This window comes from Pseudomonas sp. CC120222-01a (assembly GCF_003097235.1).
Classification (GTDB): Bacteria; Pseudomonadota; Gammaproteobacteria; order Pseudomonadales; family Pseudomonadaceae; genus Aquipseudomonas.
Genome location: NZ_QEQQ01000002.1, coordinates 421118 through 440242 on the forward strand (window position 1 = coordinate 421118; position 19125 = coordinate 440242).

The 19125-nt window shown below is 62.1% G+C and carries 14 protein-coding genes, 2 tRNA genes and 2 pseudogenes; 14 read left to right on the forward strand and 4 right to left on the reverse strand.

The genetic code is table 11. The features are described 5' to 3' along the window. The first annotated feature begins 3 nt into the window (after positions 1-3). The 14 genes and pseudogenes from N430_RS04815 (at position 4) to N430_RS04875 (ending at position 15518) form a co-directional block, all read left to right on the forward strand. Positions 4-1434, forward strand: coding sequence for an N-acetylmuramoyl-L-alanine amidase (locus N430_RS04815; RefSeq protein ID WP_110633483.1), 1431 nt, complete (start codon positions 4-6; stop codon positions 1432-1434). Next, positions 1431-3320 (forward strand): DNA mismatch repair endonuclease MutL, encoded by a 1890-nt coding sequence (gene mutL / locus N430_RS04820; protein WP_110633486.1) that lies wholly within the window; start codon positions 1431-1433, stop codon positions 3318-3320. The genes N430_RS04815 and mutL overlap by 4 nt, the downstream gene beginning before the upstream one ends. Position 3321: 1 nt before the next feature. Next, complete coding sequence (miaA, locus tag N430_RS04825; protein ID WP_110633489.1) at positions 3322-4293, forward strand: tRNA (adenosine(37)-N6)-dimethylallyltransferase MiaA; 972 nt, start codon at positions 3322-3324, stop codon at positions 4291-4293. A gap of 95 nt (positions 4294-4388) precedes the next feature. Then, a complete protein-coding gene (gene hfq, locus N430_RS04830) occupies positions 4389-4649 on the forward strand; it encodes an RNA chaperone Hfq (protein WP_060510654.1) in 261 nt (86 codons plus the stop codon). A 12-nt stretch (positions 4650-4661) separates the two neighbouring features. Continuing rightward, a complete protein-coding gene (gene hflX, locus N430_RS04835) occupies positions 4662-5963 on the forward strand; it encodes a ribosome rescue GTPase HflX (RefSeq protein ID WP_110633492.1) in 1302 nt (433 codons plus the stop codon). Positions 5964-6059: 96 nt separating this feature from the next. Beyond that, positions 6060-7238, forward strand: coding sequence for an FtsH protease activity modulator HflK (hflK, locus tag N430_RS04840; RefSeq protein ID WP_110633495.1), 1179 nt, complete (start codon positions 6060-6062; stop codon positions 7236-7238). Continuing rightward, complete coding sequence (gene hflC, locus N430_RS04845; RefSeq protein WP_103445892.1) at positions 7238-8107, forward strand: protease modulator HflC; 870 nt, start codon at positions 7238-7240, stop codon at positions 8105-8107. Before hflK ends, hflC begins: the two co-directional genes overlap by 1 nt. Before the next feature lie 301 nt (positions 8108-8408). Next, positions 8409-9596 carry an ATP phosphoribosyltransferase regulatory subunit gene (locus N430_RS04850; RefSeq protein WP_110633498.1) on the forward strand — a complete coding sequence of 396 codons (1188 nt, stop codon included), beginning with the start codon at positions 8409-8411 and terminating at the stop codon, positions 9594-9596. Between the two features lie 55 nt (positions 9597-9651). Then, on the forward strand, positions 9652-10944 hold the full coding sequence (locus N430_RS04855; RefSeq protein WP_003249542.1) for an adenylosuccinate synthase: 1293 nt from the start codon (positions 9652-9654) through the stop codon (positions 10942-10944). Between the two features lie 1050 nt (positions 10945-11994). Further along, positions 11995-12207: pseudogene (locus N430_RS29940) on the forward strand (methyl-accepting chemotaxis protein); the annotation flags it as partial. A 201-nt stretch (positions 12208-12408) separates the two neighbouring features. Beyond that, positions 12409-13113 (forward strand): methyl-accepting chemotaxis protein, encoded by a 705-nt coding sequence (locus N430_RS29945; RefSeq protein WP_371260276.1) that lies wholly within the window; start codon positions 12409-12411, stop codon positions 13111-13113. 233 nt (positions 13114-13346) lie between these two features. Continuing rightward, complete coding sequence (locus N430_RS04865; RefSeq protein ID WP_110633504.1) at positions 13347-13838, forward strand: DUF2867 domain-containing protein; 492 nt, start codon at positions 13347-13349, stop codon at positions 13836-13838. A gap of 232 nt (positions 13839-14070) precedes the next feature. Then, positions 14071-14538 carry a type VI secretion system tube protein Hcp gene (locus N430_RS04870; protein WP_110633507.1) on the forward strand — a complete coding sequence of 156 codons (468 nt, stop codon included), beginning with the start codon at positions 14071-14073 and terminating at the stop codon, positions 14536-14538. Between the two features lie 9 nt (positions 14539-14547). Then, positions 14548-15518, forward strand: a pseudogene (locus tag N430_RS04875) (hypothetical protein). 423 nt (positions 15519-15941) lie between these two features. On the opposite strand, the gene N430_RS04885 reads toward N430_RS04875, so the two are convergent. The 4 genes from N430_RS04885 to N430_RS04900 all read right to left on the reverse strand — a co-directional run bounded on the left by N430_RS04885 (position 15942) and on the right by N430_RS04900 (position 18970). Beyond that, on the reverse strand, positions 15942-17507 hold the full coding sequence (locus N430_RS04885) for an iron ABC transporter permease (RefSeq protein WP_110633513.1): 1566 nt from the start codon (positions 17505-17507) through the stop codon (positions 15942-15944). Further along, entirely contained in the window at positions 17507-18520 is a 1014-nt protein-coding gene (locus tag N430_RS04890; protein ID WP_110633516.1) for an extracellular solute-binding protein, read from the reverse strand. The genes N430_RS04885 and N430_RS04890 overlap by 1 nt, the downstream gene beginning before the upstream one ends. 188 nt (positions 18521-18708) lie before the next feature. Continuing rightward, a tRNA-Leu gene (locus N430_RS04895) sits at positions 18709-18795 on the reverse strand. Positions 18796-18883: 88 nt separating this feature from the next. After that, positions 18884-18970, reverse strand: a tRNA-Leu gene (locus N430_RS04900). Between the last annotated feature and the right edge of the window lie 155 nt (positions 18971-19125).

Here is a 19125-nt window from a genome sequence, read left to right on the forward strand (position 1 = left end):
GGTATGCGCATACGCGCACTGGTCGCTGTCGTTGGATTGCTGCTGACAGCGGTGACCGTTGACGCTCTGGCCGTCACTCAAGTCAAGAGCGTGCGCCTGTGGCGCGCGCCGGACAACACGCGGTTGGTCTTCGATTTGTCCGGCCCCGTGCAGCACAGCGTCTTCACCCTCAGTGCACCCGATCGCCTGGTGATCGACATCAACGGTGCGACTTTGGCCGCGCCGCTGAACGTGTCGACCGCGAATACGCCGATCAGCAGTGTGCGCTCGGCCCAACGTACCCCTACCGACTTGCGCGTGGTGGTCGACCTGAAGAAGTCGGTCACGCCCAAGAGCTTTACCCTGGCGCCCAATGCCCAGTACGGCAACCGCCTGGTGGTCGATCTGTACGACCAGGAGGCCGACGCCATAGCCGCCACGGCGCCGACCCCGCCGCCAACGCCGGTGCAAACCCCTGCAACCACGCCAGCTGTGCCGGTAACCCCCGCTCAGCCAGCGATCAAGCTGCCACCGGTGCCTAGCGGCAAGCGCGACATTGTGGTGGCCATCGATGCCGGCCATGGCGGCGAAGACCCAGGTGCGTCCGGCTCAAGCGGCCAGCACGAGAAAGACATCGTGCTGCAGATCGCCAAGGAACTGCAGCGCCAGATCAACACCGAGAAGGGCTATCGCGCCGAGCTGACCCGCACCGGTGACTACTTCATCCCGCTGCGCAAGCGCACCGAGATCGCCCGCAAGAAGGGTGCCGACCTGTTCATCTCGATCCACGCCGACGCCGCGCCGTCGCGCGCCGCCTTCGGCGCTTCGGTGTTCGCCCTGTCCGACCGTGGCGCGACGTCCGAGACCGCACGCTGGCTGGCCGACACGGAAAACCGTTCCGACCTGATCGGTGGTGCCGGCAACGTCAGCCTCGACGACAAGGACCGCATGCTCGCGGGTGTGCTGCTCGACCTGTCGATGACCGCCACGCTGAGCTCCAGCCTGAACGTCGGGCAGAAGGTGCTCGGCAACATGGGGCGTGTCACCTCGCTGCACAAGCAGCGGGTGGAGCAGGCAGGCTTCATGGTGCTGAAGTCGCCGGATATCCCGTCGATCCTCGTTGAAACCGGGTTCATCTCGAACAACAACGAAGCGGCCAAGCTGGCCAGCGCCAGCCATCAACAGGCGTTGGCGCGTTCGATTCATACCGGCGTGCGCCAGTACTTCCAGCAGAACCCGCCGCCCGGCACCTACATTGCCTGGCTGCGTGACAGTGGCAAGATTGCCCAGGGGCCGCGTGAACACACCGTGCGCCCGGGCGAAACCCTGGCGATGCTCGCCGTGCGTTACCAGGTCAGCGTGAGCAGCCTGCGCAGTAACAACAGCCTCAAGACCGATGAGCTGAAGGTCGGCCAGCACCTTGATATCCCCGCTACCACGCTGGCTTCGCAATGAGTGGTGGTTCGCGCATCCAGCTGCTCAGCCCGCGGCTGGCTAACCAGATTGCCGCCGGCGAGGTGGTCGAGCGCCCGGCGTCGGTGGCCAAGGAACTGTTGGAAAACAGCCTGGACTCCGGTGCCCGGCGCATTGATGTGGAAGTCGAACAGGGCGGTGTGAAGCTGCTGCGGGTGCGTGATGATGGCAGTGGCATTTCCGCCGACGACCTGCCGCTGGCCCTGGCCCGTCACGCCACCAGCAAGATTCGCGAGCTGGAAGACCTGGAAGGCGTGTTGAGCCTCGGCTTCCGCGGTGAGGCGCTGGCATCGATCAGCTCGGTGGCGCGCCTGACCCTGACTTCGCGTACTGCCAGCGCTGGTGAGGCCTGGCAGGTCGAGACTGAAGGCCGTGACATGACCCCGCGCGTGCAGCCCGCTGCGCATCCGGTTGGCACTTCGGTGGAAGTCCGCGACCTGTTCTTCAATACCCCGGCCCGGCGCAAGTTCCTCAAGGCCGAGAAGACCGAATTCGATCACCTGCAGGAAGTCATCCGTCGCCTGGCCCTGGCCCGCTTCGATGTCGGCTTCCACTTGCGCCACAACGGCAAGAGCATTCTCAGCCTGCATGAGGCGCATGATGAAACTGCCCGTGCGCGGCGGGTCGGCGCCATCTGCGGGCCGGGCTTCATGGAGCAGGCGCTGCCGATCGACGTCGAGCGCAATGGCCTGAGGCTGTGGGGCTGGGTTGGCCTGCCGACGTTCTCGCGCAGCCAGGCCGATCTGCAGTACTTCTTTGTCAACGGCCGTGCGGTGCGTGACAAGTTGGTCGCCCATGCCGTACGCCAGGCTTACCGCGATGTGCTGTTCAACGGCCGGCACCCGACCTTCGTGCTGTTCCTCGAACTCGAGCCGAATGGCGTCGACGTCAACGTGCACCCGACCAAGCACGAAGTGCGCTTCCGCGAAGGCCGCTCGGTGCATGACTTCCTCTATGGCACGCTGCACCGGGCCCTGGCTGACGTGCGCCCGGAAGATCAGCTGGCTGCGCCCGCCGCCGTGCCAGAAGTGGTTCGCCCGACAGGGCAGCAGGTCGGTGAATTCGGCCCGCAGGGTGAAATGCGCCTGGCCTCGCCAGTGCTCGAACAGCCGCAACACTCCATTTCCAATGGCGGCAGTGGCGCCGGTTACCAGTACCAGTACACCCCGCGCCCTTCGCAGCCGTTGCCGGCCGCCGAGTCCCAGGCGGTCTACCGCGAGTTCTACAAGCCACTGAGCGAGGGCGCACCTGCCCCCTCGGCGCTTCCGCAAAGCCAGGGCGACATCCCGCCGCTGGGCTACGCCCTGGCGCAGCTCAAGGGCATCTACATCCTCGCCGAGAACGCCATCGGCCTGGTGCTGGTGGACATGCACGCGGCCCATGAGCGCATCATGTACGAGCGCCTCAAGGTGGCCATGGCCAGCGAAGGCCTCAGCGGCCAGCCGCTGCTGGTGCCGGAAACCCTGGCGCTGAGCCAGCGCGAAGCTGATTGCGCCGAGGAGCACGGCCAGTGGTTCCAGCGCCTGGGCTTCGAACTGCAGCGCCTGGGGCCGGAGACGCTGGCGGTCCGCCAGATTCCGGCGCTGCTCAAGCAGGCTGAGGCCAATCGCCTGGTGCAGGACGTACTCGCCGACCTGATGGAATACGGCACCAGCGACCGCATCCAGGCGCACCTCAACGAACTGCTCGGCACCATGGCCTGCCACGGCGCCGTGCGCGCCAACCGGCGCCTGGCGATCCCCGAGATGAACGCCCTGCTGCGCGACATGGAAAACACCGAGCGCAGCGGCCAGTGCAACCACGGCCGTCCGACCTGGACCCAGATGGGCCTGGACGATCTGGACAAACTATTCCTGCGCGGTCGATGACATGAGCGGCAAACCCCCAGCAATATTCCTCATGGGCCCGACGGCGGCCGGCAAGACCGACCTCGCCATCGAATTGACCAAGGTCCTGCCCTGCGAGCTGATCAGTGTCGACTCGGCGCTGGTCTATCGCGGCCTGGACATTGGTTCGGCCAAGCCTTCCAAAGAGATTCTGGCGGCCTACCCGCACCGGCTCATCGATATCCGCGATCCGGCTGAAAGCTACTCGGCGGCGCAATTTCGTGCCGACGCCCTGGAAGCGATGGCCGATATCACCGCGCGCGGCAAGATTCCGCTGCTGGTCGGCGGCACCATGCTTTATTACAAGGCGCTGATCGAAGGCCTGGCAGACATGCCAGCGGCCGATGCCGCCGTGCGTGCGGAGCTCGAAGCCCAGGCCGAGGCGCTGGGCCTGGCCGAGTTGCACCGGCAACTGGCGGAGGTCGACCCGGAATCAGCGGCGCGCATTCACCCCAACGACCCGCAGCGGCTGATCCGCGCGCTGGAAGTTTACCGGGTGAGCGGCGAGAGCATGACGGCTCATCGCCAGCGTCAATTCGCGGAAAGTAGCGGCGCAGACGCAGGCGCTGGCGGGCATTTGCCCTATACTGTCGCAAGTTTGGCGATTGCGCCTGCGGATCGTCACATTCTGCATAAGCGAATTGCGTTACGATTTTCACAGATGCTGGAACAGGGCTTCATCGACGAGGTCCGATCGCTGCGAGCCAGAAGTGACTTGCACGCCGGACTGCCGTCTATACGGGCAGTGGGCTATCGACAGGTCTGGGACTACCTCGACGGCAAGCTGACTGAGAATGAGATGCGCGAACGCGGTATCATTGCCACTCGACAGCTGGCCAAGCGGCAGTTCACCTGGTTGCGTGGCTGGCCTGACGTGCATTGGCTTGACAGCCTGGCCTGCGACAATCTGTCCCGCACCTTGAAATACCTTGGGGCCGTCTCCATATTGAGCTGAGTCCCTGCTGATAGCCGTCTATTCTTGCGAAGGGGCGGCCTGACTTATCAATTTTTCTGATTTTCTATTTATTTATCCTTACAGGAGTGCGGCATATGTCAAAAGGGCATTCGCTACAAGACCCTTACTTGAACCAACTGAGAAAAGAAAAGGTCCCGGTATCGATCTATCTGGTCAACGGGATCAAGCTGCAGGGCTCGATCGAATCCTTCGACCAGTTCGTGGTATTGCTGAAGAACACCGTCAGCCAGATGGTCTACAAGCACGCCATTTCGACCGTCGTTCCGGCCCGTCCGGTCCGCCTGCCAAGCCCGACCGACGGCGAGCACGGCGACAGCGAGCCAGGCAACGCCTGATAGGAGCCTGCATTGTTCTTTGAGCGCCACGGTGGTGGTGAGCGGGCGTTGCTCGTTCACTTGGAAGGTCAGAACCCTGAGGCGCGCGAAGACCCGCAGGAGTTTCAGGAACTGGCACTGTCGGCCGGAGCCGACATCGTCTCGTTGGCCACGGTAGCCAGGCATCAGCCTACGGCCAAATACCTGATTGGCAGCGGCAAGGTCGAGGAACTACGCGACCTGGTCAAAGCCGAACAGGTAGACCTGGTGATTTTCAATCACACCCTCACGCCCAGTCAGGAGCGCAACCTCGAGCGAGTCTTCGAGTGTCGTGTGCTTGACCGTACCGGGCTGATCCTCGATATCTTCGCCCAACGGGCGCGTACCCATGAAGGCAAGCTGCAGGTCGAACTGGCCCAGCTCGACCACATGAGCACGCGACTGGTGCGCGGCTGGACCCACCTTGAGCGGCAGAAGGGTGGTATCGGCCTGCGCGGCCCGGGTGAAACCCAGCTGGAAACCGACCGCCGTCTGCTGCGGGTACGCATCCGCCAGATCAAGGGGCGCCTGGAAAAGGTGCGCAGCCAGCGCGAGCAGGCCCGTCGTGGCCGCAAGCGCGCGGATATCCCTTCGGTTTCGTTGGTCGGCTATACCAACGCCGGCAAGTCCACACTGTTCAATGCCCTGACCGAATCCGAGGTGTACGCGGCCGATCAGCTGTTCGCCACGCTCGACCCGACCTTGCGCCGGCTCGAACTGGCCGACCTGGGCCCGATCGTGCTGGCCGACACCGTGGGCTTCATTCGTCACCTGCCGCACAAGCTGGTCGAGGCATTTCGGGCTACGCTCGAAGAATCGAGCAACTCGGACCTGCTGCTGCATGTGATCGACGCCCATGAGCCAGAGCGCATGGAGCAGATCGAGCAAGTGCTGGCCGTGTTGGGCGAGATCGGTGCCGAAGGCTTGCCGATCCTCGAGGTCTATAACAAACTCGACCTGCTCGAAGATGTCGAGCCGCAGATTCAGCGCGATGCCGATGGCAAACCGCAGCGGGTCTGGGTATCGGCACGCGATGGACGTGGCCTGGAGTTGGTCGGCCAGGCGATTGCCGAGTTGCTGGGGGATGATCTGTTTGTCGGTACCCTGTGTCTGGAGCAGCGTTTTGCCCGCTTGCGCGCGCAATTCTTTGCCTTGGGTGCCGTGCGGAGTGAAGAGCATGACGAAGAAGGGCGCAGCCTGCTGAATGTTCGCCTGCCCAGGGTCGAGTTGAATCGCCTGGTCAGTCGTGAAGGCATGGAGCCGCAAGTGTTTGTCGAGCAACACACTTTGCAATAAATGCCCGGTGAGGTCGCCGGGCAGCAGTGGCAGGCATTCTGTAGCATTGGACGGCGCGCCGTGGGCGCGTCTTTGCTTTATCAGATGGAGAGCGCTATGGCTTGGAACGAGCCGGGTGGCAACTCGAACAATCAGGATCCCTGGGGCGGCCGTCGCGGTGGCGGCGGTGGTGGCGACAAGAAGGGTCCGCCGGATCTGGACGAGGCCTTCCGCAAGCTGCAGGACAGCCTGAACGGCATGTTCGGCAGTGGCAAGAAACGTGGCGGCGGTGACCGCAATGTCGGCAAGGGTGGCGGCTATGGTCTGCTGGGCATTGGCCTGGCGGTGCTTGCTGCAATCTGGCTGTACAGCGCCGTGTACGTGGTCGACGAGCAGGAGCAGGCCGTGGTGCTGCGCTTCGGCAAGTACTATGAGACGGTCGGTCCCGGCCTGAACATCTACTTCCCGCCAATCGATCGCAAGTACATGGAAAACGTCACGCGCGAGCGTGCCTACACCAAGCAGGGGCAGATGCTCACCGAAGACGAGAACATCGTCGAGGTGCCGCTGACCGTCCAGTACAAGATCAGCAACCTGCAGGACTTCGTGCTTAACGTCGACCAGCCTGAGGTCAGCCTGCAGCATGCGACCGACAGCGCCCTGCGCCACGTGGTGGGTTCCACCTCGATGGACCAGGTGCTGACCGAGGGCCGTGAGCAGATGGCCGTGGATATCCGCGAGCGCCTGCAGCGCTTCCTCGACAACTACCGCACCGGTATCACCGTCACCCAGGTCAACGTACAGAGCGCGGCAGCCCCGCGTGAAGTGCAGGAAGCCTTCGACGACGTGATCCGCGCCCGCGAAGACGAGCAGCGTGCCCGCAACCAGGCCGAGTCCTACGCCAATGGCGTGGTGCCGGAAGCCCGCGGTCAGGCCCAGCGCATCATCGAGGACGCCAACGGTTACCGCGACGAAGTCATCGCCCGCGCCAAGGGTGAGGCTGATCGCTTCACCAAGCTGGTCGCCGAGTACCGCAAGGCCCCTGACGTGACCCGTCAGCGCCTGTACCTGGAGACCATGCAAGAGGTCTACAGCAATACCAGCAAGGTCCTGGTCACGGCCAAGGACGGGCAGAACAACCTGCTCTACCTGCCGCTGGACAAGATGGTCGAAGGCAGCCGCAACGCGTCCGCGCCAAGCACCAGCGTCAGCCCGTCGGTCAACGATGCGGCCACGCGTGCCGCGCAGGACCTGCAACAGCAACAGCAGCCACTGCGCACTAGGGAGAGCCGCTGATGAGCAACCGATCGCTGATCGCCCTGATCGCCGCCGTGGTTCTGGCCATTGTGGCCTGGAACAGCTTCTACATCGTGTCCCAGACCGAGCGTGCGGTACTGCTGCGCTTCGGTAAGGTGGTCCAGGCGGATGTCCAGCCTGGCCTGCACGTGAAGATTCCGTACGTGAACCAGGTACGCAAGTTCGACGCACGCCTGATGACCCTCGACGCCCCGACCCAGCGGTTCCTGACCCTGGAGAAGAAGGCTGTGATGGTCGACGCCTACGCCAAGTGGCGCGTCAAGGATGCCGAGCGCTTCTACACCGCCACTTCCGGCATGAAGCAGATCGCCGACGAGCGTCTGTCGCGTCGTCTGGAAAGCGGCCTGCGTGACCAGTTCGGTAAGCGCACCCTGCACGAGGTGGTTTCCGGTGAACGTGACGCGCTGATGGCTGACATCACCGCATCGCTGAACCGCATGGCCAGCAAGGAGCTGGGTATCGAGGTCGTTGACGTGCGCGTCAAGGCCATCGACCTGCCGAAGGAAGTCAACCGCAGCGTGTTCGACCGCATGAGCACCGAGCGTGAGCGTGAAGCCCGCGAGCACCGCGCCAAAGGTAACGAGTTGGCCGAAGGTATTCGCGCCGATGCCGACCGCCAGCGCCGTGTACTGCTGGCCGAAGCCTACCGCGAGGCGGAAGAGACCCGTGGTGACGGCGACGCTCAGTCGGCCGCCATCTACGCCAAGGCCTACACCCAGGACGCCGATTTCTACGCGTTCTACCGTAGCCTGCAGGCGTACCGCGACAGCTTCTCGAGCAAGAGCGACGTGCTGGTGCTGGACGCGAAGAACGAGTTCTTCCGCTTCCTGGACAAGAGCAAGCCGTAATGCTCAGGCCCTGATATTCATGCAGCGGCGCCCCGCCTGGCAGCTAAAACACCAGGCGGGGTGCATCCTGAATGAAAAGGGGTGTATGATGAGGCAGCCGGGAAATTTCCCGGCTTTTTTGCGTCTGCAAGGTTGATTGGCAAAGCGCCAGTTGACGGTTTGGTCAGCTCGCAAGGCAATTTGAGGGTATCGGGTACAGTGGCTGCGCTGGGATCAGTGCTGCCCGCTGCTGTGCGCGATACCGGCTTTACTGACGGCTCGCCAGCTGGCAAGCCGCCCGGACCAGAGGGGAAATGGCGTAATGGCAACGGTAGACCGCTGGCTGCTGCCAGATGGCATCGAGGAAGTACTGCCACCTGAGGCTGCGCGCATCGAAATCGCGCGCCGCCAGGTGTTGGACCTGTTCCAGAGTTGGGGCTACGAGCTGGTCGTCACCCCGCATATCGAGTACCTGGAGTCGCTGCTCACCGGCGCCGGCCAGGACCTGGATCAGCGCACCTTCAAGGTGGTCGACCCGCAGTCGGGCCGCCTGATGGGCTTCCGCGCCGACTTCACCCCGCAGGTGGCGCGCATCGACGCCCATACCCTGCGCCGTGAAGGCCCGAGCCGCCTGTGCTACGCCGGCAGCGTGCTGCATGCCCAGCCGCGTGCCCTGTCCACCTCGCGCAGCCCGATTCAGCTGGGTGCCGAGCTGTACGGCGACGCCAGCCCGACCAGCGATGTCGAAGTCATCAGCCTGATGCTCGCCACGCTGCAGTTGACCGACGTTGCCGACGTGCACATGGATCTTGGTCACGTCGGTATCTACCGCGGCCTGGCCCGTGCCGCTGGCCTGTCGGGCGCGGTCGAGCAGCAACTGTTCGACGCCCTGCAGCGCAAGTCGGTCGATGAAGTGCAGGCACTGACTGCCGATCTGCCGAAGGACCTGGGCAATATGCTGCGCGCCCTGGTAGAGCTGTGCGGCGGCCGTGAAGTGCTGGCCGAAGCCCGCGTGCGCCTGGGCCGTGCCCCGGCCAGCGTCCTGGCGGCGCTCGACGACCTGCTGGCGATCGCTGATCGGCTGGCGTCGCGCTTCCCGGACCTGCCGCTGTACTTCGACCTCGGCGAGCTGCGCGGCTACAACTACCACACCGGCGTGGTGTTCGCCGTGTTCGTCCCGGGCGAGGGTCAATCGATCGCCCAGGGCGGCCGCTATGACGACATCGGCGCCGACTTCGGCCGGGCACGCCCGGCTACCGGTTTCTCCACGGATTTGAAGACCCTGGTCACACTGGGGCGAGCGGAGGTCGTATTGCCAACTGGCGGCATCTGGATGCCGGACAGTGGCGACGCGGCCCTCTGGCAGCAGGTCTGCCAGTTGCGCAACGAGGGCCAGCGTGTGGTCCAGGCTCTGCCTGGCCAGCCGTTGAGTGCTGCTCTCGAGGCGGATTGTGATCGGCAATTGATTCAGCAAGACGGGCGCTGGCAGGTTCTGCCGCTGGCCCAGTGAGTTTCTGCGTCGGCAAAGGCCGGCAACCAAGTTTGCGTGAATGAGGACCAATGTAATGGGTAAGAATGTCGTCGTCCTGGGCACCCAGTGGGGTGATGAGGGCAAAGGCAAGATCGTCGATCTGCTGACCGAACATGCTGCCGCCGTAGTGCGCTACCAAGGTGGCCACAACGCGGGCCACACCCTGGTGATCAACGGTGAGAAAACCGTTCTGCACCTGATTCCCTCGGGCATCCTGCGTGAAGGCGTACAGTGCCTGATCGGCAACGGCGTGGTCGTTGCGCCGGACGCCCTGATGCGTGAAATCACCAAGCTGGAAGAGAAGGGCGTACCGGTGCGCGAGCGCCTGCGCATCTCCCCGGCTGCGCCGCTGATCCTGTCGTACCACGTGGCTCTGGACCAGGCCCGTGAAAAAGCCCGTGGCGAAGCCAAGATCGGCACCACCGGCCGTGGCATCGGCCCAGCCTACGAAGACAAGGTTGCACGCCGCGGCCTGCGCGTCGGCGACCTGTTCCACCGCGAGCGTTTCGCTGCCAAGCTGGGTGAGCTGCTGGACTACCACAACTTCCAGCTGGTGAACTACTACAAAGAGCCGGCCATCGACTTCCAGCAGACCCTGGACGAGTGCATGGCCTACGCTGAACAGCTCAAGCCGATGATGCTGGACGTCACCGCCGAGCTGCACAACCTGCGTCGCGCTGGCAAGGACATCATGTTCGAAGGCGCCCAGGGCTCGCTGCTGGACATCGACCACGGTACCTACCCGTACGTCACCAGCTCCAACACCACCGCTGGCGGCATCTCCACCGGTTCCGGCGTTGGCCCGATGTACCTGGACTACATCCTGGGCATCACCAAGGCCTACACCACTCGCGTGGGTTCCGGTCCGTTCCCGACCGAACTGTTCGACGAGACCGGTGCCACCCTGGCCAAGCGTGGCCACGAGTTCGGTTCGACCACCGGCCGTGCCCGCCGTTGTGGCTGGTTCGATGCCGTCATCCTGCGTCGTGCCATCGACGTCAACAGCATCTCGGGCATCTGCCTGACCAAGCTGGACGTGCTGGACGGCCTGGAAACCATCAACATCTGCGTTGGCTACAAGAACGAGAACGGTGCCGTCATCGACGCCCCTTCCGATGCCGACAGCTACATCGGCCTGGAGCCGGTGTACGAAGAGATGCCAGGCTGGAGCGAATCGACCCTGGGCGTGAAAACCCTGGAAGAGCTGCCGCAAGCTGCACGTGACTACATCAAGCGCATCGAAGAGCTGGTAGGCGCGCCGATCGACATCATTTCGACCGGCCCGGACCGCAACGAGACCATCGTCCTGCGTCATCCGTTCGCCTGATCTGCCCTCCAGGCTGATCTGACGCCGCGGTCCTGAAAAGGATCGCGGCGTTTTCATTTGTGGGGTTCACCTGTGCCGGCCTCTTCGCGGGTAAACCCGCGAAGAGGCCCGTACAGGAAAACCCATTGCTAAACCTTGGCGCTTATCCCTGCTGTGTGCGGCACAACCCTTGCTGTAAGAAGTTTCTGTAGATGCCATCAAAATAGTGGCGCCAGAAAACACGAGGGTTACACCGTGTCTGCCATCCTTTCACTGTTACGAAGCCGCCTCTTGCGGCCTGTGTTTGTTGCCCTTGGTATCGCCCTTTTGGTGCAGGTGCTGGTTGCCGTTGCGCTGACCCGTAGCACCGTGACGGCCTTGGAGGCCGACCTGGGCGAGCGCCTGGGCAATGACAGTCGCCAGCTCGCCGGTGAGCTGGAGCAGGCCGGGCAGGACGTGCGCGGGGGCCTTGAGAGCCTTTCCAGCAGCACTCGTCAGCGTCTGAGTGCGGGCCTATCCACGCGGCTGCAGGATGAACAGCAGCAGCTGCGCGCCACCCTGGAGAAAAACCTCAAGGACTCGGCCAACGATATGGCCGAGCTGCTGGCCTCGGTCGCCCCGCGGGCGATCTGGGATAACGACGTGCCGATGCTCTCCGACTTCGCCCGCCGCGCCCAGCGCAACCCCAACGTGCTGTTTGTGATCTACGACGACGCCCAGGGCCAACACCTGACCCGCTACCTGAACCGGCAGAACCCGATCAACCAGGCTTTGATCGAGAAGGGGCAGGGCGAGCGAGCGCTGGACAAGGTGCTCGACGCCGCGCGTCGCGATCCTTCGGTGTATTTCGTCGAAGCGCCGATCAACCCCAATGGTGCCGAGATCGGCAAAGTCCTGATGGGTGTTTCTACTGCTGGCGTTGATCAGGAGCTCAAGGCCCTCGACCAGCGCTTCAGTGCCTTGATCGCCAGCGGCGAGCAACTGGTCGGCGATAGCCTGGGCGCTGCGGCTGCCGACAGTGGCAAAGCCCTGCGCGAGCGCCTGGAAACCGCACAGGCCAGCGCCACCGCGATGCAGGCCAACACCGCACAGACCGTGCGTGATGCGGCCGCCGAGCTGCGTTGGCGGATTGGCCTGGGCCTGGTGGTGGTTGGTCTGGGTGTGCTGCTGGTGGTGGCTGTGGTGTTAGGTCGCCGGGTGCTCAGCAAGCTGCGCCTGCTGATCGCCGCGCTCAATGATCTGGCTGCTGGCGAAGGCGACCTGACCAAGCGCGTGACCCTCGACAGCCGCGACGAGATCGGTGACATGGCGTCGGCGGTCAATCGCTTCGTCGACAAACTGCAGCCCATCGTCCGCGAGGCCGGCGAGGTAGCCCAGCGTACCGGCGTCGAGATCGGCACAATGGCCAAGCGCAACGCTGGTGCCGATGCCGCGGCGGCATTGCAGCGTGACGAAGTGGCCGCCAGTCTGCGCGACCTGTCGAGCATGGCTGACGAGGCCCAGGCCGAAAGCCACGCCATGCAGGCGGCGTTGCAGCAGGTAGTGGACATTCGCCAGGCAACCGACGAGAACAGCCGTTCCTCCACGCAACTGGCGAGTCTGATCGAGAACCTGGCCGGGCAGGTGGAAACCGGCTCGCAGGTAATCGAACGCCTGGCCAAGCAGAGCGAACAGATCGAAGTGGTGCTGACTGTCATCCATGGCATCGCCGAGCAGACCAACCTGCTGGCCCTCAACGCCGCAATCGAAGCCGCACGCGCTGGTGAGACGGGGCGCGGCTTTGCCGTAGTGGCCGATGAGGTGCGTGCGCTGGCGAGCAAGACCCAAAGCTCGACTGGCGACATTCAAGCGCACATCGCCGCCCTGCAGAAAGGTGCCAAGGAAGCGGTGGCGACTATCGGGCAAGCCGGACTCAAGGCCAGCGAAGGGTTGTTGGTGTTGCGTGATAACGAGCGTCGCCAGCAGTCAGTGCAGGCCGCCGTGGAGCAGGTGCACGCGGCCATCGGCCTGGCGACCCGCGCTGCTGAGCAGCAAGCCCATGGCGCGCAAGCGGTGCGGGGTCGGGTGGAGAACATCCATGCCCAAGCCGAGCGCTCGGCCGAAGTGGTGATGCAGACCACCGCCAGCAGCAAGGTGCTGGATGACTTGGCGGCCCAATTGCGCGCCAGCCTTGGTCAGTTCAGGGCTTGAAGCTTGCGCGGTCCCCTCTTGTGGGAGCGGCCTTGCGTCGCGAAAGGACCGCAAAGCGGTCCCAGGATATCCGCGTAAACACATCTATTGCTGGGGCCGCTTCGCGGCCCTTTCGCGACGCAAGGCCGCTCCCACGGGGATCGCGCTAAATTCTGGAAATTGAGCAAGACAGCTGATCTCACACCGAGCGGTTTTGCTAGGCTGTCAGCGACACATGACAAAGGGAGTTGCTCATGTCCGCCCAACTGGTCGCCGCCCAGGCCGACCTCGATTTTCTCCACAGTGCCAGCGTAAAGCTCACTGCCCCGATGACGGCCCTGCAAGCCTACTGCGCCATGACCTCGGATGTCCCAGGCTGGCTAGCCAGGGCCTTCCGCATTCGTGACTTCATCTCGCGTCGATTCAATGTCGCCGATATCCACGGCTTCTCTACCCGCGATCCAGCGCATGTGCCAGCTGTCGGCGAGCACCTGGACTTCTTCACCGTCGAGGCCATCAGCGACCAGCAACTAGTGCTGACTTCGCGTGATACGCACCTGGCGGTGATGGTCTGCATGGATGTGTCGAGAGGGGAGTACGGCCTCGCGCAGTTGGAAGTGACCACATCGGTTAGGTGCTTCAACACCTTCGGCCGTTTGTACATGGTGCCGGTCGGAAGGGTTCATGGTGTGATCTTGCGGCGGATGCTGGGCAACCTGCAGGGCCATCGTTTCAAACGTCGGTAAGCAACATATCCTTACCTAATAAATCAGAATTTTTACCCAATCTTGTAGGCAATTTCCCAAAGTTTGCTTGGGAACGTGCGTGCTATTGCGTGGCTTGGCACAGGGAACTAGTGTCAACCAGGCCTCGAGGCGACGGTGCTAATCCGCCGTCTGCTTTTCAGGCACAACCGCAAGACGACAATGCGAGAGCGCTGTCGTTATTCAGCCCAAATATTGCCAAGGAGAGGTAAGCATGGCTTTCGATGCTTATATTCAAATCACCGAAATTGCTGGCGAAGCACTGGACGAGCAATTCACCAACTGGATCGAGATTGCTGGCTACAAGTTCGGTGTCAACCAGAGCACCTCTGCCACCGCCAGCTCTGCAGGCGGCGCATCATCAGGCCGTACCACACTCACCAACTTCTCCTTCACCAAGCATCTGGACAGCGCCAGCTGCGCCGGTCAGCACCTGAAGGAGGTGAAGCTGGTGGTCTGCCGCGCCGGTGGTGACAAGCTCAAATACTACGAAGTCGTCCTCGAAGAAGTGATCATCGCCGACTACGCCCAGAGTGCCAGTACCGGAGTGCCAATGGAGGTGGTGCAGCTGAACTACGGACGCATCAAGACCACCTACACGCGGCAGAAACGTCTCGATGGTAGCGCCGGCGGCAATGTGACCGGCGGCTGGGATCGCATCAGTAACAAGAAGTATGCGTGAGGTGCGACCATGTCCGAGGCACGTAGCTTCATCAATCCACAGGCGCAGTCCTATGGGTCGCTGAAGGCCGATACACCCATGAACGGGAACCAGCGGGCCAAGTTTGATGTGTTGAACGCGCATATCGTCAACACTGTTGTTTTCCCTGGCGAACTGATAATCGTAGGTGACCCAAGCACGCCGTCCTGTACTGCTCATGAGGCATTTCTCATGGGTAAGGCCTTAGGTATACACCTTGACATCGAATTGAACGGCGGTGGGTTTGACGGGTTCCTTCTGGAGAATTTTGAGCTGCTGCAGAGCTTGCTGTCCCGTGCGGCCATCGGCGCCGGTACAGCTAGTGACGCTTGGAGTAAGCATCTTGAAGCTATCAAGAAAACGTTAGAGGAAATAGAGCAGCTACACCGAAACTACTTGCATCAAGGCACGTTGAAAGCTCGTAATGAATTCTACTCGAAGCGTACAGCGCTGTTTTTGAAGTTGGAGGCGCAGCTAGATAGTATGGCTGCGTATGGGTCAGGGTTGCGCAGACGGGGCAAAATCAAGAATGCGCTGGATATATCTACCAAAAGATTTCTTCACGGTGGTGAGATTAAAGGGTATGCAGCAAAAATATCTGGTGTGGCTAAGGCGGCTAATTGGGTAAAAAAGGTACGTATTTAGGGATGGCACTTGATGTGGCGTCAACCGAACTGTCAATTCGTAACGCTTGCGTGCTTGGGCGGGAGGAGGAGTGTAGAGAGGCTAAGTATGTGGAGAGGAGTTCGCTCGTTGGTGGCTTGGGGCTGGGAGGAGTTGGTGGATATGTCGGGGGCGTCTTGGGGCCAATCGCATGTGTTGCTGTGGGTATACCCACCGGTGGAACGGCAACTTTCGCATGCGTGGTCTTGGGTGGGGCGGCTGGAGGTATCGCTGGCGGTGAGTTTGGCGAAGTTTTGGGAGAAAGAGTCGGAGAGATTCTGTATGAGGCAGTGCGATGAGTAATTTACACCTGGCATTACTTGGTGTGATTGTATTGACTTCGCCGTTTTTGATGTTTGGTGTGTGGATATTTGTTGCGTATCGATATTTGGATCGCGTCGAATCGGTCTTGTCAAATAGCCGAATGGTGGCTGTGAATAGAGAAATATATTCTCATGCTGGGTTGCTCGGGAAAGTCATGCGGCTAGGGTCAATTTCTGCAATGCTATCTATGAGAAGTTTTAGTGTTCGAAAGGGGCTATTAAATAGCGATGATGTGAGTAATGCTCCCGTCGACCTGCAGAGGCTGTTAGTGCGCTTGTGGACGGTACAAATTGTGCTGATTGCACTGATTGTGCTGTTTTTTGTCTGGATAGAGTACTGGAGGTAAGTCCGTGTCTGTTGTTCGAAAATCCAGGCTGCTCGCCAGCCTGGATTCGTTCTCAAGCCTTGTTCAAATACATCCGCGTAGTCAGCAGATACACCGGCAACCCTGAGACCACAATCAGCAACGCCGCATAAGGCGCTGCCGCCGCAAACTCGACGTTGGCGGTATGCGCCCAGACCTCGGTGGCCAGGGTGGTCATGCCAGTCGGGCTAAGCAGCAGGGTAGCGGTCAGCTCCTTCATGGCATCAAGGAACACCAGCGCAAACGCCGCCGCCAGCGCCGGGAAGATGATCGGCAAGGTCACCCGGCAGAACGCCGCGAAGCTGCTGGCACCCAAGGTGCGGGCTGCTTCTTCGAGGGTTGGCGAGGCTTTGTTCAGCGCGGTACGCACCGGCGCCTGGGCCAGCGGCAGGAACAGCAGCGCATAGGCCAGCAGCAACAGTGCGGTGGTCTGGTACAGCGCCGGCACGTAGTGCAGCGAGAACACCACCAGCGTCAGCGCGATCACCAGGCCGGGCAGGGCGTGCAACAGGTACGGCAGGCGCTCGGCCCAGATCGCCAGGCGACCTTTGTAGCGCACCACCAGGAAGCTGACCGGCAGGGCCAGTAGCACGCAGAAACCTGCGCCACCCAGCGACACCGACAGCGAAGTCAGCAACGCTTTACTGATCGCCGCCACCGGGAAGGCCGCCGACGAACCCACGCTCAACCAGTAACCCAGCATGGCCAGCGGAATGCCGCTGCCGAGAATCGCCAGGCCCAGGCAGAACAGCTGCGCCAACGGCATCCAGCCACGCAGTCGCACCGGCTGCCCACGGCGTGCCACGCCCTGGCCGATACGCACATGCCGAGCCTTGCCGCGCACGCGCAGTTCCAGCCACAGCATCAGCAGGCACAGCGCCAGCAGCACAGCCGAGAGCATCGCCGCGTTGGCGTTGCTGAACTCCAGTTCGAATTGCTGGTAGATCGCCGTGGTGAAGGTCTGCAGGCCAAGGATCGACAGCGCGCCGAACTCGACCAGCATGTGCAACGCAATCAGCAGTGCGCCGCCCAGCATCGACGGCCACAGCAGTGGCAGGGTGATCTTGCGGAACACGCCCCAGCGGCTGTAACCCAGGGTGCGCGCCGACTCTTCAAGCGACGTGTCGAGGTTGCGCAGGGTTGCCGCCACCGGCAGGAACACCAGCGGGTACTTGGACAGTGCCATGACCAGGATCGCCCCGCCGAGGCCTTCGAAATCCGAGCTCAGCGACACCCAGGTGAAGCTGCTGACGAATGACGGCACCGCGAACGGCAGGCACAGCACCACGCCCCATAGTCGCCGACCGGGCAGGTTGCTGCGCTCGAGCAGCCAGGCCAGGGCCAGGCCGACTACCATGCATGCCAGCGTCACCCCGGCCATCAGCATCAGGGTGTTCTTCATCAACCCCCAGACGAACGGGCGCCAGAGCAGGTGCAGGGCTTCGCGCCAGCCGGCCTCCCAGGCTTTCATGGCGACGTACAGCAGCGGCAGCAAGCTCATCGCCACCAGGAACAGCACAGGCAGCAGCACCCAGATCGAGGGGCGCTTGCGGCGCGGCACGAAACGTACCTGCGCCGGCTCGGACAGGGCGGCGGTCATCAGAGCAGGCCGACCTCGCGTTCAAGCTCCAGCGCTTCCTCGGCATTGCCCAGGTCGGCTGGCGAGATCTTCGGCGGGCGCAAGTCTTCGAAAGGTTTCAGGCCGCGGTCGGAGACCATGCCCTTGTGCAGCGGGTACTCGGCGGTGGTCTGGGTGATCACGCGCTGGCCTTCTTCGCTGGCCATCCAGTTGAGCAGGGCCTGAGATTCTTTCGGGTGCTTGCTGGCCTTGACCACGGCAGCGCCGGAGATGGTGACCAGGTTGCCGGCATCGCCATCGGCCAGGTAATAGAGCTTGGTGTCGAGCTTGCCGCGCTCGCGCTGCAGCGCATACCAGTAGTAGTTGTTCACCAGTACCGCAGCGACTTCACCTTTTTCCACGGCCTTGAGAGCGACCATGTTGTTGGTGTAGGTCTTGCCGAAGGCCTTCAGGCCGGTCAGCCATTCTTCGGTGGCTTCACGCCCGTGCATCTTCAGGATGGCCACGGCCTGTTCCTGGAAGGCGCCGCTGGTCGGTACATAGCCGACGCGCCCTTCCCACTCCGGGTTGGCGAAATCCATGACCGTGGTCGGCAGGTCTTTCTCGTCGACCTTCTTCGGGTTGAACACCACGATGCGGGTACGGGCGGTGATGCCCATCCAGGTACCGTTGGCGCCTACGTATTCCGTGGGCACCATGTTCGCGGTGGCGGCATCGATCTTCGCCAGCAGGCCCAGCTCACCCAGGTTGTTCAGCGGTGGGGACTCTTCGGTATAGATGATGTCGGCCGGCGAGCGGTCGCCTTCCTCGATGATCTGGCTGGCCAGCTGGTTGCTGCTGCCCTTGCGGATATTGATGTGGATACCGGTCTTGGCCTCGTAGGCCTTGGCGATGGCTTCGCCGATTTCCTTGTGCTGGCCGTTGTACATGGTCAGCGTGACCGGTTCGTCTGCCAGGGCGGCCGGAGCGCCGATCACCAGGCTTAGAACTGCGGCGGCCAGGGTGCGCATCAGCGGTTGCGGGCGAATCGTCATGCGGGTACTTCCTCGCTTACGGCTACATATTCGGAAACAATGGTAAACGAAATCGTTTCTCAAGTGGCCGGGTGACGAGAAATTCATCGGCAGACAAACGTGTAATGCCGGGGGTTGCGAGGGGAGGTGGGGGGTACAAAAAATCGCAGGCAAGAAAAAACCCACTAGCAAGCTAGTGGGTTTTTGTATGGTGCCCAGGAGAAGACTCGAACTTCCACGACCGTTAAGTCACTGATACCTGAAACCAGCGCGTCTACCAATTCCGCCACCTGGGCAAAGCTTTACATCATCTGGAGAAGGCGACTATCGTTCGCTTTCACACAGTAGTAACAGATCCTTGGTCATCTGTTACTTGAAAATATTTGGTGCCCAGGAGAAGACTCGAACTTCCACGACCTTGCGGTCACTGATACCTGAAACCAGCGCGTCTACCAATTCCGCCACCTGGGCACACATTCGAGATAAAAGATGCTTTACAGCGCCGCTCATCTCTACTACAACTTCGGGCTTGTCCGTCGTTGTGGTGCGCACTATACGGACGGTCCGGGGGGGCTGTAAACCCCCCAAGCGAAAAAAATTTCAAAAAATTCAACTTGTTGATTCCG